Consider the following 16,765-nt stretch of genomic DNA (forward strand, 5'->3'; position numbering starts at 1 on the left):
CCGGTGGTCGACGAGCGCGATTAGTAGGACGTCCTACTACTTGGATACTAGGACGTCCTACTAAATCCGTCACGTCGGCGGCCCAGGGCGCGGTGTCGACGGACGTGGTCCGTCCCCCAAGCCGGCTCCCAGTCCGCCCCAAGTGCCGGGCCGCAAGGTGCTCCCGAACCGAACATCGATCCCGGGAGCATCCTCGTGAACACCACCCTCCGACGCCGGTCGACCACCACCGTGGTCGCCACCGTCGCCCTCGCCGTCGCCCTCGGCACGGCTCCGAACCCCGCCGCAGCCCTCGTGCCGGACGTGCCGGTCACGATCATCGCGTCGCCGAGCACGCCTGCCGTCACCGACCTGGTCACCACCGCGGACGGGACGCAGTACGCCGGCATGTACAGCTCCAACGGCACGTACGGCATCTCCCGGGTCGCCCGGCACGCGCCGGACGGCGACTGGGAGCCGCCGGTCGAGCTGTCCCACCCGACCGTCCATGCGTCGGGCGCGGCCCTCGCCGTACGTCCCGACGGCGGTGTCGCCGCCGTGTGGGCGGAGTTCCCGGTCGGCAACCCGTCGGTCTGGTACGCCGACCGCGCCGCGGACGGCGCCTGGTCGACACCGGTCCGGCTGACCGCCGACGGACGTGACCCGAGGGTGGCCGTCGCCACCGACGGCACCGCCCTCGTCGTCTGGCGCACCGGTTCGACCTACCGGATCGCCAGCGCCGTGCGCCCGCCCGAGGGGGAGTGGTCGGCCCCGACGACCGTCTCGGCGGCCGACGGCTCGGCCGCCAGCGATCCCGAGGTGGCCTTCGACGGCGCCGGCAACGCGGTGGCGGTCTGGCAGAAGATCGCCGGCACCGGTCCCGGGATCTACAAGGTCCAGTCCGCTCGGCTCCCCAGTGGTGGCGCGTGGAGCGACCCGTTCGACGTCTCCGTGCCCCAGGCGGAGACCGCCAGCGAGAGCACGGTCGTGGTCGATCAAGCCGGGCTCGCGACGGCCGCGTGGGTGCAGTACTCCGCGGTCGACGAGCAACACCACATCGGACGGATCCAGTCCGCCGTGCTCGCGCCCGACGCCCAGACCTGGACCGCAGCGGTCGACCTCTCCGACGCGGACGCCGACGCCCGCACCGTCTCGGTGGACGTCGCTGCCGACGGCGTGGTCACGGCGGCCTGGCCGGAGGTGGCCGACGGTTCCACGACGATCCGGTCGGCTCGCCGTACGACGGGCGCCTGGTCGCCCACGGCCAGCATCGGCGCCGCCGAGCAGGCGATCACCGGTCGCAGTGAGGGGATCGCCCTCGACGTCGAGCCCGGCGGCCGGGCCGTCGCGAGCTGGATCCGAAGCACCGCGGACGGCCCGTGGGTCGTCCAGGTCGCCACGGCCGGCGCCGACGGCGCCTGGGCGACAGCCCGGCCGGCCACCACGGGAGGGATCGCAAGCCGTCCCTACGTCGCGGTCGACGGCGACGGGGACGTCGACGCGGTGTGGACCCACCTCGAGTCCGGCTACCGCGTGGCGGCCGCGTTCCTGGACCGGACGGCGCCCGTCATCGGCCAGGTGACGATCCCCGAGGCCGCAGGCACGGACGCCGAGGTCGCCTTCGCCGTCGAGGCGAGCGACCGGTGGACCGACATCGCCGGCGTCAGCTGGGACTTCGGAGACGGCGCGACCGGCACCGGCACCGAGACCAGCCACGCCTACGCGGCCGGCGGCAGCTACCCGGTGAGCGTCACGGTGACCGACGGGTCGGGCAACACCGCGTCGCGCTCCGGCACCGTCGTCGTCATCGACCCGACGCCCACGCCGACCCCGACGCCCACGCCGACCCCGGGGGCGACCGCGCCGAGCATCGAGTCGGCCACGCTCACCAGCACCCGGATCCGCGCCCTCGGCGCTCGGGTGAAGGCGCCGCGTCGCACCCGCCTCGAGCTCGAGCTCAGCGGACCGGCGACGGTCACGGTCACGGTCGCCGGCAAGCGCCGCGGGCTGCCGACCGCCACCGTCACCCGCTCGCTGCGGGCGGGCAGCTCGAGCATCGCCATCAGTGCCCGGATCGGGAAGCGCACCCTCCGCCCCGGTCGGTACCTCGTGACCGTCGTCGCTGCCAACGCGACCGGTGCGAGCAAGCCTGCGCGTGTCGTGCTGAAGGTGGTCAGGTCACCGCGTCGATGAGCGGGCGGGGGTCGGGGTCGTGCTCGGTTGCTTGCAGGATGACCGTGTCGGCCCCGGCGTCCGCGAGCTCGGCCACCCGGTCCGACACGACGGCGGGGTCGCTGATCTCGGTGTAGACCGCGACCTGCCGGTCCGGACCGACCAGCTCCCGCGCGCGGCGTACGACGGCGGGGTCGACGACCGAGTCGAGCAGGACGCCGTCGGAGACCTCGCCGGCCAGCGCCACCGATCTCGGCCCGCGGGCGCCGATGAGCAGCGTCGGCGGGGTCGCGGGAGGCCAGTCGAGCGCGACCCGGTCGAGGTGGACGTAGCGGCCGGAGACGTCGACCGTCTCACCGGCGAGGAGCGCGCGTACGGCGACGGTGTGCTCGCGCAGCAGCGTCATCGGGGACTCCACTGCGGCGCCGACCTGCGCCATCCAGTCCTGGACGCCGTGCCCGAGCACCATCGTCAGCCGGTCCGGGAAGACGCGCGCCAGGGTCGCGATCTCCATCGCGGCCAGCGCCGGGTTGCGCAGCGGCACCGGCAGCAGGCCGACGCCGACCCGCAGCCGGGTGGACCAGGCGAGGGCCAGTGCCGCGGCGGTCAGGCCGCCCTCGAGGAAGCAGTCCTCCCACAGCCAGAGCTCGGCGAGGCCGGCCTGCTCGGCGTACTCCACCACCGAGCGGAGCTCCTCGGGCGGTGACTGCGGTCGGAAGACGACGCCGACCGCGGTCACGACGCGACGATGTCCGGGACGACCCCGTCGTCGCGGGCGGCCGTGCGGGCGCGGTTCTCGGCCCGCCGGTCGACGAACTTCGTCGCCTGGGCGTCGAGCGCCTCGAGGAAGGCGGCGAGCTCGGTCCGCGCCTGCTCGCCCTCCGGGCCGAGATCGGTGCGGTCGAAGACGTTCCAGTGCCGCAGCACCGGCATGATCACGTCGTCGTGGTGGAGCCGCAGGTCGTAGATGCCGGCCTTCGCGATCATCATCGAGCTGCGCCGGAAGCCCGCCATCGTGGCGCCCGGCATCTCGAAGCCGATGACCTCCTTGGCGATCGCCTGCATCGTCGCGTCCGGCGCGATCTCCAGCGCCGCGGCGACGATGTTGCGGTAGAAGACCATGTGCAGGTTCTCGTCCTTGGAGATCCGGGCGAGCATCCGGTCGGCGATCGGGTCGCCGGTCACCTTGCCGGTGTTGCGGTGCGAGACCCGGGTGGCGAGCTCCTGGAACGACACATAGGTGACCGCCTCCAGCGCGGTCTTGTCGCCGGAGTCGTAGCCGGAGGTCATGTAGTCCATCCGGGCCCGCTCGAGCTCGACCGGGTCGACGCCGCGGGTGACGACGAGGTAGTCGCGCATGGCGATGCCGTGGCGGTTCTCCTCCGCGGTCCAGCGTCCGACCCACGTGCCCCACGCGCCGTCGCGGCCGAAGCGCGTGGCGATCTCGCGGTGGTACGACGGCAGGTTGTCCTCGGTCAGCAGGTTGGTGAACATCGCGGCCTTCGCCGTCTCCGAGAGCTGCGACTGCTCGGGCGCCCAGTCCTCGCCGCCGAGGAACGCGAAGTCGCGGCCCTGGCTCCACGGGACGTAGTCGTGGGGATGCCACTCCTGGGCGATCGCCAGGTGGCGGTCGAGGTTCTCGGCCACGACGGGCTCGAGCTCCTCGAGCAGGTGCTCCGGTGTGTTCACGTGGTCTCCCTCGGATGCTCGGCCCCGTCCTCGGAGACTAGCGCCCGGTCAGCGTGCCGGCACCCACCGCTCCAGGACGGAGCGCACCTCCGCGGGGGAGATCGGCTTGGAGAGGTAGTCGTCCATGCCGGCGGCCAGGCAGCGTTCGCGATCACCCTCGACTGCGCTGGCGGTCATCGCGATCACCGGGGTGTGCCGGTGATCGCCCTCGAGGACCCGGATCCGGCCGGTCGCCTGCAGTCCGTCCATCCCGGGCATCTGGACGTCCATCAGCACGGCGTCGTACGTCGTGACGGCGACCGCCTCGAGCCCGGCGGCGCCGTCGTCGGCGAGGTCGACCACGAACCCCAGGCTCTCGAGGATCCCGGCGGCGACCAGCTGGTTGATCTCGCCGTCCTCGACCACGAGGACGCGACCCCGCTGCGCGACCGGGCCGACGTCGTCCGACGGCGCCTCCGCGGGCGCCGCGGTGGCGAGCGCACCGACCAGCGTGGCGCGCAGGCGGGACAGCTGGACCGGCTTGGTCATCCGGGCCGCGATCCCGGCCGCGGCGGCCTCGGCCGGGTCGACGTCCGGTCCCGACGTCAGCAGCACCAGCGCCAGGTCGGCCGCCTCGGGGGTCTCGGTGATGCGCCGGGCGAGCTCCAGCCCGTCCATGCCGGGCATGCAGAGGTCGAGGACGCCGAGCTGGTACGGCGTACCTGCGGCCGCCGCTCGGTGGACGGCGTCCAGGGCCGCGACCCCGCCGTCGACGACGTCGACCGCCAGGCCCCAGGCCGTCAGCTGGTCGTGCAGGATCAGCCGGTTGGTCTCGTTGTCGTCGACCACGAGCGCGCGCAGGCCGCCGAGACCGCCGACGTCCGGCCGCGGGGCGGTCTCGACCTCGTCGCTCACGCCGAGCGGTACGGCGAACCAGAAGGTGCTGCCCTGCCCGGGCGCGCTCTCCACGCCGAGGGCCCCGCCCATCGCGGCGACGAGACGCCGGGAGATCGCCAGCCCCAGACCGGTGCCGCCGTAGCGGCGGGTCGTCGAGGAGTCCGCCTGCGAGAACGGCTCGAAGAGTCGCTCCGCGTCGGCGGGGTCGATGCCGATGCCGGTGTCGGACACCTCGAAGCGGACGACCGCGGTGTCGTCGGTCCGGTGGTCGAGGAGGACCCGGACGACGACCTCGCCGTGCTCGGTGAACTTCACGGCGTTGCTGGCGAGGTTGAGCAGCACCTGCCGCAGCCGGGCCGGGTCTCCGCGCAGACCCAGCGGGACCTCGGGTGAGGAGTAGGCCAACAGCTCCAGGCCCTGCTGCTGCGCCGGGTCGGCCAGGATGTCGGCGACGTCCTCCACGACGCGGACCGGGTCGAAGTCGATCGACTCCAGCTCGAGGTGACCGGCATCGATCTTGGAGAAGTCGAGGATGTCGTTCAGCACGGTCAGCAGGGCGCCACCGGCCGTCTGCACGCCCTCGGCGTACCGCCGCTGCTGGGCGTCGAGCTCGGTGGACAGCAGCAGACCGGTCAGGCCGATCACGCCGTTCATCGGGGTGCGGATCTCGTGGCTCATCGTCGCCAGGAACTCTGACTTGACCCGCGACCCCTCGAGGGCGGCGTCGCGGGCCGCCGCGAGCTCGATGCGGACGGCGCTCTCGGAGCGGAGGAGCCGGGCCGTCCGCACGAACGCGATGCAGATCAGCGCCAGCATGCCGACGAGCACCGCCACGGGCTTGACGTCCCGGCCGCGCGCCTCGTCGACGAGCAGCACCAGGGGCGGCACCAGGAGGGGTCCGATGGCGATGCCGAGCTTGCCGTACGGCGCCTGCCGCTGGACCTCCGAGGGCGACTCGGCCTCCGGGGGTGCCTGCGGCCGCAGCGTGGAGGACGCCATCAGCATCCCGCCGAGCATCCAGCCGACGTCGAGGACCGCCGAGACGTTGCCCGCCACGGTGAGGACCAGGTAGCCGAGGTCGGAGAGCAGCCAGCACGAGACACCGGCGGCGAAGCGGATCCCGATCGCCTCGCGAGCGCGCCGTACGCTCAGCGCCCGCAGCACGAGCGCCAGCAGCACCGCGTCGAGGACGGGGTACGCGGCCCGGACGACGCGGGTCAGGGTGGACAGCGTCGGGTCGGCGACGATGTCGTGGATGGAGAACGTCCAGAAGAGCAGCAGGATCAGGACGACCACGGTCAGCGCGTCGATCAGCGCGTCGGGGTCGAGATGCGTGGTCCGGCCCCGGCGGACGGTGGTGACGACCAGGACGGCCGCGCCCAGCCCGAGGTAGCTCGCGAAGTAGGGGAGGTCGGCCAGGGAGACGTCGGGCTCCCGGCCGCTCCACGAGTACAGCAGCCAGACCAGGTCGCCGACCGCGGAGCTGGTGAGCCCGGTCGCGACGAGTGCCGGGACGAGGCGGCGCTCGGAGGGGGCGGTGAGGGTGCCGATCCATGCCAGGGCGGGCGCGGCCCAGACCCCGAGCAGGTACGTCGTGTCGCCGAAGGGTCCGGTGGGCTGGACCAGGTGCAGGGCGATCAGCAGCCCCGTGACCGACCAGAGGGTCACGATCACGTGCGTACGCCGGTCGAGCTGCACCCGCGGCTCCCTTCCCCTGCGCGCAGCGTATCCGGGCCGCCGGGTATCGGTGGGTACCTACGACCGGTACCTAGAATCGGTGCCATGAGCAGCAAGCTGCGTCCCGGCGTCCGGGCACTCGACACGTTCCTGAAGGCGAACCCGGCGATGTCGGTGGCCCGGATGACCAACGAGCAGCTGCAGCGGGCCCAGACGGCCGTGATCCCGGACGGCGGGGTCACCTCGCTCTTCCTCGGGAAGCTGCAGAAGGGCGTCGACGTACGCTCGACCACCTTCGCGGCGCGGCACGGCGACCTCCCGCTGCGGATCTACACCCCGCAGGCCTGGTCGCGCACCGCGCGCCCGGTGGTGCTCAACTTCCACGGGGGCGGCTTCGTGCTCGGCAGCGCCCGCCAGTGTGACTGGAGCTGCAGCATCGTGGCCAAGGAGCTGGACGCGATCGTGGTGTCCGTCGACTACCGCCTGGCGCCGACGCACCGCTACCCGGCCGGTCTGCTCGACTGCGTCGACGCCCTGCAGTGGGTGGCCGAGCACGCACCCGACCTCGGCGGCGACCCCGGCCGGATCGGCGTGATGGGCGACAGCGCCGGCGGCAACCTGGCCGCCGTCGTCGCGATCATCGCCCGCGACGACTCCGGACCAGCGGTGGCGCACCAGGCGCTGATCTACCCGGTCACCGACATGACCGAGGCGCTGGCCGAGGACGCGTCGTACCTCGACAACACCGACCGCGGGATCGTGCTGTCCAACGAGGACATGGAGGTCTTCCAGGACTTCTACGTCACCGAGGCGGACGACCTCACCGACTACCGGCTCTCCCCGATCCTGGCGCCGGACCTCTCCGGGCTGCCGCCGGCGGTCATCGTGGTCGCCGGCCTCGACCCGCTGCACGACAGCGGCGTGCGCTACGCGCAGGCGCTGGCCGACGCCGGCAACGAGGTGACCGTGGAGGACTTCCACGTGATGCCGCACGGGTTCGTCAGCTTCCCCTACTTCAGCGTCAGCGCCCGACCCGCGATGGACGCGATCGTGGCCTCACAGCGGGCTGCCCTCTACTAGGACGGCCGCCCACCGCTCGAGCGCGGCTGCCACCGCCGCCCTCGAGATCGGCTTCGACACGTAGTCGTCCATCCCGGCGGCCAGGCATCGCTCCCGGTCGCCGTCGACCGCGCTCGCCGTCATCGCGACGACCGGGGTGCGCCTGCCGCCGGTCTCCCGGGACCGGATCTCGCGCGTCGCGGCGAGCCCGTCGAGGACCGGCATCTGCACGTCCATGAACACCACGTCGTAGTCCCGGACCGCCATGGCTGCCAGGGCGGCGGCGCCGTCGTCGGCCAGGTCGACCTCGTAGCCGCACGCGCGGACGATGCCCTCGGCGACGATCTGGTTGATCTCCCCGTCCTCGACGACCAGGACGCGACCGCGGAGGGGGACCGGCTCAGCAGCCGGAGGGGGTACGACGGGCGCGACTGCCGGGGTCGGGACGGCGGGTGCGTCGGCGCCGACGCCGAACGGCACCGCGAACCAGAAGCTGCTGCCGCGGCCGAGCTCGCTGTCCACGTCGAGGGTCCCGCCCATGGCGCCCACGAGCTGGCGGCAGATCGCGAGGCCCAGCCCGGTGCCGCCGTACCGGCGCGTGGTGGAGGAGTCCGCCTGCGAGAACGGCTCGAAGAGTCGCGCCCGGTCCTCGGCGTCGATGCCGATGCCCGTGTCGGTGACCTCGAACCGGACCGTCATGGTGTCCGCGTCGCCCGCGGGGACACCGGTGCCGTCCCAGAGGGTCGTGCGCGCCGTCGGCCGCGCACTGATGGTGACCTGGCCGCTCTCGGTGAACTTGACCGCGTTGCTGGCGAGGTTGAGCAGCACCTGCCGCAGCCGCGCCGGGTCGCCGCGGAGCCGGTGCGGCAGCGCCGGCGAGCAGGTCACGACCAGCCCCAGGTCCTGCGCGCCCGCCGACTCGGCCACCAGCATGGCGACCTCGTCGACCAGCCGGACCGGGTCGAAGTCGATGGTCTCCAGCTCGAGGTGGCCGGCCTCGACCTTCGAGAAGTCGAGGATGTCGTTGATGACCGTGAGCAACGCGTCCCCCGCCGTCCTGACGCCCTCGGCGTAGGTGCGCTGCCGCGGGTCGAGGTCGGAGGCCAGGAGCAGACCGGTCAGGCCGATCACGCCGTTCATCGGCGTGCGGATCTCGTGGCTCATCGTCGCCAGGAACTCCGACTTCGCGCGGGAGGCGTCGAGCGCGGCGTCGCGGGCGGCGGCGAGCTCGGAGCGCGCCTCGCTCTCGGACCGCAGCAGGCGCGCGGTGCGCACGAAGGTGAGGGCGACCAGCGCCAGCGTGCCGAGGAGCATCGTCGACGGGTTGATGTGCAGGCCGACGCCTGCCCCGAACGACCACAGGGCGGTCGGGACCAGCAGCGGCACGATCGCGATGAGCAGCTTGCCGAGGGTCCGTCGGTGCTCCGGGTCGAGCGGCGCCGCCGCGACGGGCGGCACCGGCGGGCGCAGGGTGGCCGTGGCGAGGACCATCCCGCTGAGCATCCAGCCCGCCTCGACGAGCGCCGAGTAGGTGCCCTCGATGGCGAGCAGGTAGTAGCCGAGGTCGGCGGCCAGCCAGCACCAGATGCCGACCGCGAGGGGCACGCCGACGGCATGCCGGGTCCGGGCGTGCACGAGGGCCCGCACCGCGAGCCCGATCAGCAGCGCGTCGAGGACCGGGTAGGCCACCCACGCGAGCCGGGCGAACTCCCGGTCGGTGTCGCCGGCGGCGAGCTGGTCGACCGTGCAGGTCCAGACCACCAGCACGCTGACCACGGTCACCGTGACCACGTCGAGCAGCGCGTCGGGTGCGTAGCGGCGGTCGCCGCGTCGGCCGACGGTCATCGCGACCAGCGTGCCGACCAGGCACAGGTAGCCGAGCAGGTACGGCGCGTCCGCGACCGCTCGGTCGCCGTCGTCGCCCGTCATCCAGGAGTGGACGACGAGGGCGGCGTCGCCGATCACGGCCAGGGTGAGGCTCGCGGAGAGCAGCGCGGGCACCAGCCGGCGACGAGGGGCGGCGCTCAGGGTGCCGGCCCACGCCAGGATGACCGGGATGACGTTGCCGAGGAGGTACGTCGCGTCGGCGGCCGTCCCGGAGGGCCCGGCCAGGTGGGTCGCGGTGACGAGGAGCTCGACCGCCCACAGGCAGCGCACGATCACGACGCGGTGGAGTCTTCCCACAGCGCACCCCCCCTCCCCGCGCACTTCCCCCATGACGAGGTGCCCTTCAGCGGCACCACCCAAACTCTTCGGCGCTGGCGCGCCTCACTGCTCAGCCGAGGACTGACGCATGTGGGCGGGGACGACGGCCAGGGCGGCGACGGCCAGCAGGGCGGCGCCGGCGAACACGTAGAAGCCCCACGGGTAGGCGATCCCGGCCGTGACGAGAGCACCGGTGATGGACGGGCCGACGATGGCGCCGACGCGGCCGATGCCGGCGGCGAGGCCGAGGGCGGTGCCCCGGATCTCGGGCGGGTAGAGGTGCCCGACGAACGCGTAGACCAGCACCTGGGCGCTGAAGACGAAGATGCCGGTGAGCAGCACCGCGGCGTACACGAGCAGCTCGTTGTGCATCTTGATGCTCAGCAGGGCGAGGAAGAGCGCCGCCAGGCCGAACCACAGGAGCACCGTCGGCTTGTTGCCGCGGGCGTCGGAGATGGTGCCGGCGAGCAGCAGGCCGATCACCGCGCCGATGTTGAGCAGCAGCAGGAGCGTGGTGCCGGCCTTGATGGAGTAGCCGGCCTCGCCCATCATCTTCGGCAGCCAGGTGTTGAGGCCGTAGACGAGCAGGAGCCCCATGAACGACGCGACCCAGAGGCCGAGGCTGACCCGCAGGTAGCCGCCGCGCACGACGTCCGCGAAGGTGGCCGACGGCTTCTCGCGCGCCTCGAGGAAGGTCTCGGACTCGGGGAGCTTCGCCCACATCACGGGCAGTACGGCGAGGCCCGCGACGCCGCCGATCACGAACATCGCCTCCCAGCCCCACGCATCGATCACCCAGAGCGCCAGGAGCGCGGTGACGACGGCGCCGACGTGGTAGCCCGTCATCACCCGGGTGACCGCCTTGCCGTTGCTGCCGGACGGCGCGTACTCCGACATGAAGGTCAGCGCGATCGGCAGGCACGCGCCGAGGCCGAAGCCGGCGAGCAGCCGCAGCGTGATGAAGGTGTTGACGTCGGGCGCGAACGCGACCGCGATCGTGAAGACGGAGAACCACGCGATGCAGGCGATCAGGGTCCGACGGCGTCCGACCCGGTCCGTGACCGGACCGATCAGGGCGGCGCCGATGCCGACGCCGACCAGGCCGATGGTGGACGCCGTGGTGAGGGAGGCGTCGGTGAAGCCGAGGTCGCCCGACTTGCTGAGCGTCGGGATGACGGCGCCCATCACGACGAGGTCGAAGCCGTCGAGCGCGACGGCGAGCCAGCAGAGGGCGACGGGCCAGAGGCCTCCGGCCGACGGCGTACGTCGGGCCGTGGCGGCGGGCCTGGTGGAGGTGGACATGGCGGAGCCTTTCCCGAGAGGTGTGTCCACACGGTGTCCCGAACGAGACGCCGCTCACACGCGACGCTTCCGCTGACCGGAAGTCGTGACCGATGGGTAACCTTCGTCACTTCTCGCGGTCGCGACATGCGAGGATCGCGCTCGTGAGCACGAGTGCGGAGACCAGTGACGTCATCGTGGTGGGCGCCGGCCTGGCCGGTCTTGCCGCCGCGGCCGAGGTGGCGGACGCCGGCAAGAGCGTCCTCCTGCTGGACCAGGAGCCGGAGCAGTCCCTCGGCGGCCAGGCCTTCTGGAGCCTGGGCGGGCTGTTCTTCGTGGACAGCCCCGAGCAGCGCCGGATGGGCATCAAGGACTCCCGCGACCTCGCGATGCAGGACTGGCTGGGCAGCGCCCAGTTCGACCGCGAGGAGGACCGTTGGCCGCGCCGCTGGGCCGAGGCGTACGTCGACTTCGCGTCCGGCGAGAAGCGCGCGTGGCTGCGCGAGATGGGCCACCGGACCTTCCCGATCGTCGGCTGGGCCGAGCGCGGCGACGGCCGTGCCGACGGCCACGGCAACTCGGTCCCGCGCTTCCACATCACCTGGGGCACCGGCCCCGGCGTGGTCGACCCGTTCGAGCGGCGGGTGCGTGAGCACGCGGCGACCGGGCGCCTGCGCTTCGGCTTCCGGCACCAGGTGGACGACCTGCTGATCGAGGACGGCGCCGTGGTCGGCGTCCGCGGCACCCTGCTGGAGCCCTCCGCGATCGAGCGCGGCAAGGCCAGCAGCCGGGTCGCCGTCGGCGAGTTCGAGCTCCGTGCGCAGGCCGTGATCGTCACGAGCGGCGGCATCGGCGGCAACCACGACCTGGTCCGCAAGACCTGGCCCAAGCGGCTCGGCTCGCCCCCGAAGACGATGGTGGCCGGCGTCCCGGCCCACGTCGACGGGCGGATGCTCGGCATCACCGAGGCGGCCGGCGCCCGGGTCATCAACCCGGACCGGATGTGGCACTACGTCGAGGGCATCCGCAACTGGGACCCGATCTGGGCCAACCACGGCATCCGGATCCTGCCCGGCCCGTCGTCCCTGTGGCTGGACGCGACCGGCAAGCGCCTGCCCGCGCCGTACTTCCCGGGCTTCGACACCCTCGGCACGCTGACCCACCTGCGGTCGACGGGCCACGACTACTCGTGGTTCGTGCTGACGCAGAAGATCATCGAGAAGGAGTTCGCCCTCTCGGGCTCCGAGCAGAACCCCGACCTCACCGGCAAGGACATCAAGCTCCTGCTCAGCCGGGTGAAGAAGGGAGCGCCGGGGCCGATCGAGGCGTTCAAGCAGCACGGCGACGACTTCGTCGTGGCGGACAACCTCGGAGACCTGGTGCGCGGCATGAACCAGGTCGGCGACAGGGCGATGATCGTCGAGGCCGAGCTGCGCGAGCTGATCGAGGCGCGCGACCGCGAGATCGACAACACCTTCACCAAGGACGCGCAGGTCACCGCGATCCGCGGCGCCCGTACCTACCGCGGCGACAAGCTGATCCGGGTCGCCACCCCGCACAAGCTGCTCGACCCGAAGGCCGGCCCCCTCATCGCCGTACGCCTCAACATCCTGACCCGCAAGACGCTCGGCGGCCTGGAGACCGACCTCGACGGCCGCTGCCTGACGTCCGACGGCACCCCGTTGCCCGGGCTGTACGCCGCGGGTGAGGTCAACGGCTTCGGCGGCGGCGGGATGATGGGCTACAACGCCCTCGAGGGCACCTTCCTCGGTGGCTGTCTCTTCTCGGGGCGTACGGCGGGCCGCGCGGCCGCCCGGGCGGTCTGAGCCGGTCCGTCGCTCAGTGCGCGCCGGTCAGGTTGAGGCCGACGACGCCGGCGACGATCAGAGCCAGGGAGGCCGCCTTGACCCAGGTGAAGGACTCGCCGAGGAAGACCAGCCCGACGACGGCCACGAGCGCCGTGCCGGCTCCGGCCCAGATCGCGTAGGTCACCGACACCGGCAGGGTCCGCACGATCACCGTGAGCAGCCAGATCGACCCCGCGTAGCCGGCGACGACGAGCACCGTCCAGCCGGGCGACGTGAAGCCGTCGGTCCGCGGGAGCAGGGCGGTGGCGACGACCTCGACGACGATGGCGAGGCCGAGGAGCACTGCGGTGAGCACGATCTGAACCTTTCGAGACGACGTAGCAGTCGCTACGTTTCGAGATCAAATGTAGCACTCGCTACGCTGGTCGGGTGAACCGTCGCGACGAGCTGCTGGACCAGGTCACCGACCACGTCCTCGAGCACGGGCTCATCGGGCTGACCCTGCGCCCGCTCGCAGCGGCGATCGGCACCAGCGACCGGATGCTCATCTACCACTTCGGCAGCCGTGACGGGCTGGTGTCGGCGGTCGTCGCCTGCGCGGGGGACCGCAGCGTCGTCGCCGTCGACGCGCTCCCCGCTGCCAGGTCGGTCAGGGCCGCGGTGAACGCCCTCTGGGCGGCGTACGGGACCGCACCGCTCAACGGGTGCATGGACCTCTACGTGCAGGCGGCCGCCACCGGGCTGTTCGGCAGCGAGCCCTACCTCAGCGAGGCGCGCGCCAGCAACGCGCGCTGGGCCGCCGCGCTCGGCGACTACCTCGTGCGCAGCGGTGCCCCGCGTCGGAGGGCGGGCCGGATCGTCACGCTGGTCGACTCGGCGCTCTACGGCTTCCACCTCGACCTCGCCACCGACCGCCCCGACGAGCTGGCGCGGGGCGTCGACGACCTGGCCGTGGCCGCCCAGCGGCTGGCGGACTGACGCGACCGGCAGGCGGTGGACTGCTCAGGCGTCCGGCGTGGCCGCTCGGCGTCGCCGGGACGTGGTCGACCGCGGCGGCCGGGCGCGCATCCGCTCGAGCACCGGCTCCAGCAGCGCGGTGAGGGCCGTGACGTCGTCGTCCGAGAGGGTGGCGAAGAGCAGGTCGCGCAGCACCTCGACGTGTCCGGGCAGGGCCTCGGTCAGCCGGGTCCGGCCGGCGGCGGTGATCGTCAGCGTGACGCCCCGGTCGTCGTCGGGCGACGGGCTGCGCTCGACCCAGCCCGCCTTCTCCATCTGGCCCGCCTGGTAGGTCAGCCCGCTGCGGCTGTAGACGACCTCGTCGGCGAGCTCGGTCATGCGCAGGCTGCCGGTGGGGGAGTCCAGCCCGAGGCGGGCCAGCACCTTGAACTGCACGTAGGTCAGGTCGGCGGCCTCGCGCAGCTGCTGCTCGACGTGGTGCCGCAGCAGGCCCGCCACGTCCATCAGCCCGAAGTAGGCGCGCAGCTGGGACTCGTCGAGGGGGAGGTCGTCGTACGGCTCGGCGAAGGTCACGCCTGCACCCTACGGTCGAATGTTCACATTCGAAACACTTGCTTCGAATTCAAAGCACGAGTACCGTCGGACATGTGCTTCGGATTCGAAGCATCTGGAACCCACTGAAGGAGCAGACCATGAAGGCGATCCGATTCCACGAGTACGGCGACCCGGAGGTGCTGCGCCTCGACGAGGTCGACCTGCCGCAGCCCGGGACGGGCCAGGTGCGGGTGCGCGTCGCCGCCACGTCGTTCAACGGCGTCGACGGCAACATCCGGGCCGGGCGCATGCAGGGCCCGATGCCCATGGCGCTGCCGCACGTCCCCGGCCTCGACGTGGCCGGCACCGTCGACGCGCTCGGCGAGGGCGTCGAGACGCTGGCAGTGGGCGACCGCGTCATCGGGTTCCTGCCCTTCGGTGACGACGGTGCCACGGCCGAGTACGTCGTGGCGGCAGCCGACGGCCTCGCCGCCGCCCCGACCTCCATCCCGCTCGCCGACGCGGCCGCCCTGCCCGTGGTCGGGCTCACCGCCTGGCAGGCGCTCTTCGAGCACGGCGACCTCCAGGCGGGGCAGCGGATCCTCGTCAACGGTGCCAGCGGCGCCGTGGGTGGCTATGCCGTCCAGCTGGCCAAGGCGGCGGGCGCGCACGTCATCGCCACCGCGAGTCCCCGCACCCGCGGGCAGGTCGAGAAGCAGGGGGCGGACGAGGTCGTCGACCACACCTCCGGGGACGTGAGCACCTCGGTCCGCGAGCCGGTCGACGCGCTGCTCAACCTGGCCCCGGTCAGTCCCGACCAGCTCAGTGCGCTCGCCGGCGTCGTCCGCGACGGCGGGGTCATCGTCAACACCACGGTCTGGATGCCGGCCCCGTCCGACGAGAGCCGCGGCGTGCGCGGCATCGACCTGTACGTCCGCAGCGACGCCACCCAGCTCGCCGAGCTGGCCGCCCGGGTCGACCGGGGTGAGCTCACGGTCGACATCGCCGAGCGCGTCCCGATGACGGACCTGGCGTCCGTCCACACCCGTGCCGCGGACGGCACGCTCGGCGGCAAGGTCATCGTCCTGCCGACGCTGGACCGGTGACCCCACCGCAACACTGAGCGGCCACAATGGCGGCCGTGACCGACCGCCTCGCCGCCGTACCCCTCGAGCGCATGCACCTGTGGCTGATGCTCGTGCTGACCTTCACCACGGGGATCGTGGACGCCGTCGGCTACCTCGGCCTCGACAAGGTCTTCACCGGCAACATGACCGGCAACGTGGTGATCCTCGGCATGGCGCTCGCCGGCGCGGCCGGCCTGCCGATCGTCGGCCCGGTCCTGGCGCTGCTCGGCTTCATGGCCGGTGCCGCGCTCGGCGGCCGGCTGCTGCGCCGGGCCGGCGGCGCCTGGACGCACCTGACCACCGGCCTCTTCGCCGGTGTCGGCGTGCTGATGCTCGCGCTGGCGGTCACGCTCATGGTGGCGGGCGAGGACCCGGAGCGTTGGCTCGCGCTGATCGTGACCACGCTGCTCGGTGGGGCGATGGGGGCCCAGGCGGCGACGGCGCGGTTCATCGCGGTCAAGGACGTCACCACCGTGGTCGTGACGTCCACGATCACCGGTCTGGCCGCCGACTCGGCGCTCGGCGGCGGCAAGGGCAGCGGCAGCGGGCGCCGCGCCCTCGCCGTGGTGCTGATCCTCGCCGGAGCCGCCGTCGGTGCGGCCCTGCTGCGCTGGCACACCGGAGCGGGCCTGGTGCTCGCGGGCGTGATCGTGCTGGTGGCCACCGTGGTCGGCTCCCTGCACGCGCAGGCCCACGTCCGCGTCGGCTGATCCGGTCGGGTCAGGCCGGTCGGGGGACCCGCTTCACGAGCCGGCCGATCTTGTCGATCCGGTGCTCGGGGTTGCCGTACCGGTCCGTCCAGTAGTTGCCGCGGGCGTGGTCCTCCGGGGTCGCGCAGGTGGAGATGGTGATGTAGGCGTGGTGCGGCTTCTTGCCGGGCTTGCCCGGCACCGCCGCCCGCTGGGCCCGCAGCGACTTCGCCGACCGGAAGGAGACCCACCGGGTCCCGACGATGCGGTAGACGTAGCGCCACTTGCCCATGTCGACCAGCACCCGGTCCCCCTTGCGCAGCGACGGGGTGTTGTGGAAGATCCCGCCGTGCGACGTCCGGTGCGCGGCGACCTGGTAGTTGCCGAGCCCGCCCGGACCGGTGCCACCCTCGGGTCCGTGGGAGCTGGCCGCGATGCCCCGGTTCTGGATTTTCGTCCCCGGCCCGTCGTCGGTCTTGCCGCGGTAGGCGACGACGAGCAGGCGGTGGATCCGGGGGAGCTTCGGGATCGTGAGCCGCGCGTTGTAGGGCTTGCCGCTGCTGTAGTGCGGCTCCCGGGTCTCGTGCGGTGCGGCCTGGGCGACGCTCGGCGTACCGACCAGGACGCTGGCGACCGCGGCCACCACCCCGATCGCGATCCGGTGGGGAGTCAGGTGCATACGGGGCTCGTACCCACCCCGCGACACCGAGAA

General features: G+C 72.7%; 14 protein-coding genes. 6 read left to right on the plus strand and 8 right to left on the minus strand.

The window, feature by feature from the left end; genetic code table 11:
* Window positions 1–195 precede the first annotated feature (195 nt).
* Window positions 196–2,172: a PKD domain-containing protein gene (locus ABEA34_RS17075; protein WP_345522601.1), complete on the plus strand. Its 1,977-nt coding sequence runs from the start codon at window positions 196–198 to the stop codon at window positions 2,170–2,172.
* Here the strand turns inward: ABEA34_RS17075 and ABEA34_RS17080 are convergent.
* The 3 genes from ABEA34_RS17080 to ABEA34_RS17090 are packed head-to-tail and all read right to left on the minus strand — an operon-like array spanning window position 2,153 to window position 6,414.
* Window positions 2,153–2,890, minus strand: a complete 738-nt coding sequence (locus ABEA34_RS17080) for an LLM class flavin-dependent oxidoreductase (protein ID WP_345522602.1) — start codon at window positions 2,888–2,890, stop codon at window positions 2,153–2,155. The two genes, ABEA34_RS17075 and ABEA34_RS17080, sit on opposite strands and share 20 nt — an antisense overlap.
* Complete coding sequence (locus ABEA34_RS17085) at window positions 2,887–3,840, minus strand: acyl-ACP desaturase (protein ID WP_345522603.1); 954 nt, start codon at window positions 3,838–3,840, stop codon at window positions 2,887–2,889. Before ABEA34_RS17085 ends, ABEA34_RS17080 begins: the two co-directional genes overlap by 4 nt.
* A 48-nt stretch (window positions 3,841–3,888) precedes the next feature.
* Window positions 3,889–6,414, minus strand: coding sequence for a hybrid sensor histidine kinase/response regulator (locus ABEA34_RS17090; RefSeq protein WP_345522604.1), 2,526 nt, complete (start codon window positions 6,412–6,414; stop codon window positions 3,889–3,891).
* An 84-nt stretch (window positions 6,415–6,498) separates the two neighbouring features.
* Between ABEA34_RS17090 and ABEA34_RS17095 the strand changes: the two genes are divergently transcribed.
* Window positions 6,499–7,473 carry an alpha/beta hydrolase gene (locus ABEA34_RS17095; protein ID WP_345522605.1) on the plus strand — a complete coding sequence of 325 codons (975 nt, stop codon included), beginning with the start codon at window positions 6,499–6,501 and terminating at the stop codon, window positions 7,471–7,473.
* On the opposite strand, the gene ABEA34_RS17100 is transcribed toward ABEA34_RS17095, so the two are convergent.
* The gene (locus ABEA34_RS17100) at window positions 7,450–9,636 is read right to left on the minus strand and encodes a hybrid sensor histidine kinase/response regulator (protein WP_345522606.1); all 2,187 of its coding nucleotides are present in this window, start codon (window positions 9,634–9,636) and stop codon (window positions 7,450–7,452) included. The genes ABEA34_RS17095 and ABEA34_RS17100 overlap by 24 nt on opposite strands.
* An 84-nt stretch (window positions 9,637–9,720) precedes the next feature.
* Window positions 9,721–10,959: an MFS transporter gene (locus tag ABEA34_RS17105; protein ID WP_345522607.1), complete on the minus strand. Its 1,239-nt coding sequence runs from the start codon at window positions 10,957–10,959 to the stop codon at window positions 9,721–9,723.
* Between the two features lie 143 nt (window positions 10,960–11,102).
* Here ABEA34_RS17105 and ABEA34_RS17110 point away from each other — a divergent pair, with 143 nt between their 5' ends.
* Entirely contained in the window at window positions 11,103–12,764 is a 1,662-nt protein-coding gene (locus tag ABEA34_RS17110; protein WP_345522608.1) for an FAD-binding dehydrogenase, read from the plus strand.
* 13 nt (window positions 12,765–12,777) lie between these two features.
* On the opposite strand, the gene ABEA34_RS17115 is transcribed toward ABEA34_RS17110, so the two are convergent.
* On the minus strand, window positions 12,778–13,101 hold the full coding sequence (locus ABEA34_RS17115) for a DMT family transporter (protein ID WP_345522609.1): 324 nt from the start codon (window positions 13,099–13,101) through the stop codon (window positions 12,778–12,780).
* A gap of 74 nt (window positions 13,102–13,175) precedes the next feature.
* On the opposite strand from ABEA34_RS17115, the gene ABEA34_RS17120 reads away from it, so the two are divergent.
* A complete protein-coding gene (locus ABEA34_RS17120; RefSeq protein WP_345522610.1) occupies window positions 13,176–13,724 on the plus strand; it encodes a TetR family transcriptional regulator in 549 nt (182 codons plus the stop codon).
* Between the two features lie 24 nt (window positions 13,725–13,748).
* Here the strand turns inward: ABEA34_RS17120 and ABEA34_RS17125 are convergent, their stop codons facing one another.
* The gene (locus tag ABEA34_RS17125; RefSeq protein ID WP_345522611.1) at window positions 13,749–14,276 is read right to left on the minus strand and encodes a MarR family winged helix-turn-helix transcriptional regulator; all 528 of its coding nucleotides are present in this window, start codon (window positions 14,274–14,276) and stop codon (window positions 13,749–13,751) included.
* Between the two features lie 119 nt (window positions 14,277–14,395).
* Between ABEA34_RS17125 and ABEA34_RS17130 the strand changes: the two genes are divergently transcribed.
* Together ABEA34_RS17130 and ABEA34_RS17135 are read left to right on the plus strand one after the other, a co-directional pair.
* Complete coding sequence (locus tag ABEA34_RS17130) at window positions 14,396–15,343, plus strand: NADP-dependent oxidoreductase (RefSeq protein WP_345522612.1); 948 nt, start codon at window positions 14,396–14,398, stop codon at window positions 15,341–15,343.
* Window positions 15,344–15,369: 26 nt separating this feature from the next.
* Entirely contained in the window at window positions 15,370–16,074 is a 705-nt protein-coding gene (locus ABEA34_RS17135; RefSeq protein ID WP_425576880.1) for a DUF1275 family protein, read from the plus strand.
* Window positions 16,075–16,084: 10 nt separating this feature from the next.
* Here the strand turns inward: ABEA34_RS17135 and ABEA34_RS17140 are convergent, their stop codons facing one another.
* A complete protein-coding gene (locus ABEA34_RS17140) occupies window positions 16,085–16,732 on the minus strand; it encodes a sortase domain-containing protein (protein ID WP_345522614.1) in 648 nt (215 codons plus the stop codon).
* Window positions 16,733–16,765 lie beyond the last annotated feature (33 nt).

Origin of the sequence: Nocardioides conyzicola, assembly GCF_039543825.1 — a bacterium.
GTDB lineage: Bacteria > Actinomycetota > Actinomycetes > Propionibacteriales > Nocardioidaceae > Nocardioides > Nocardioides conyzicola.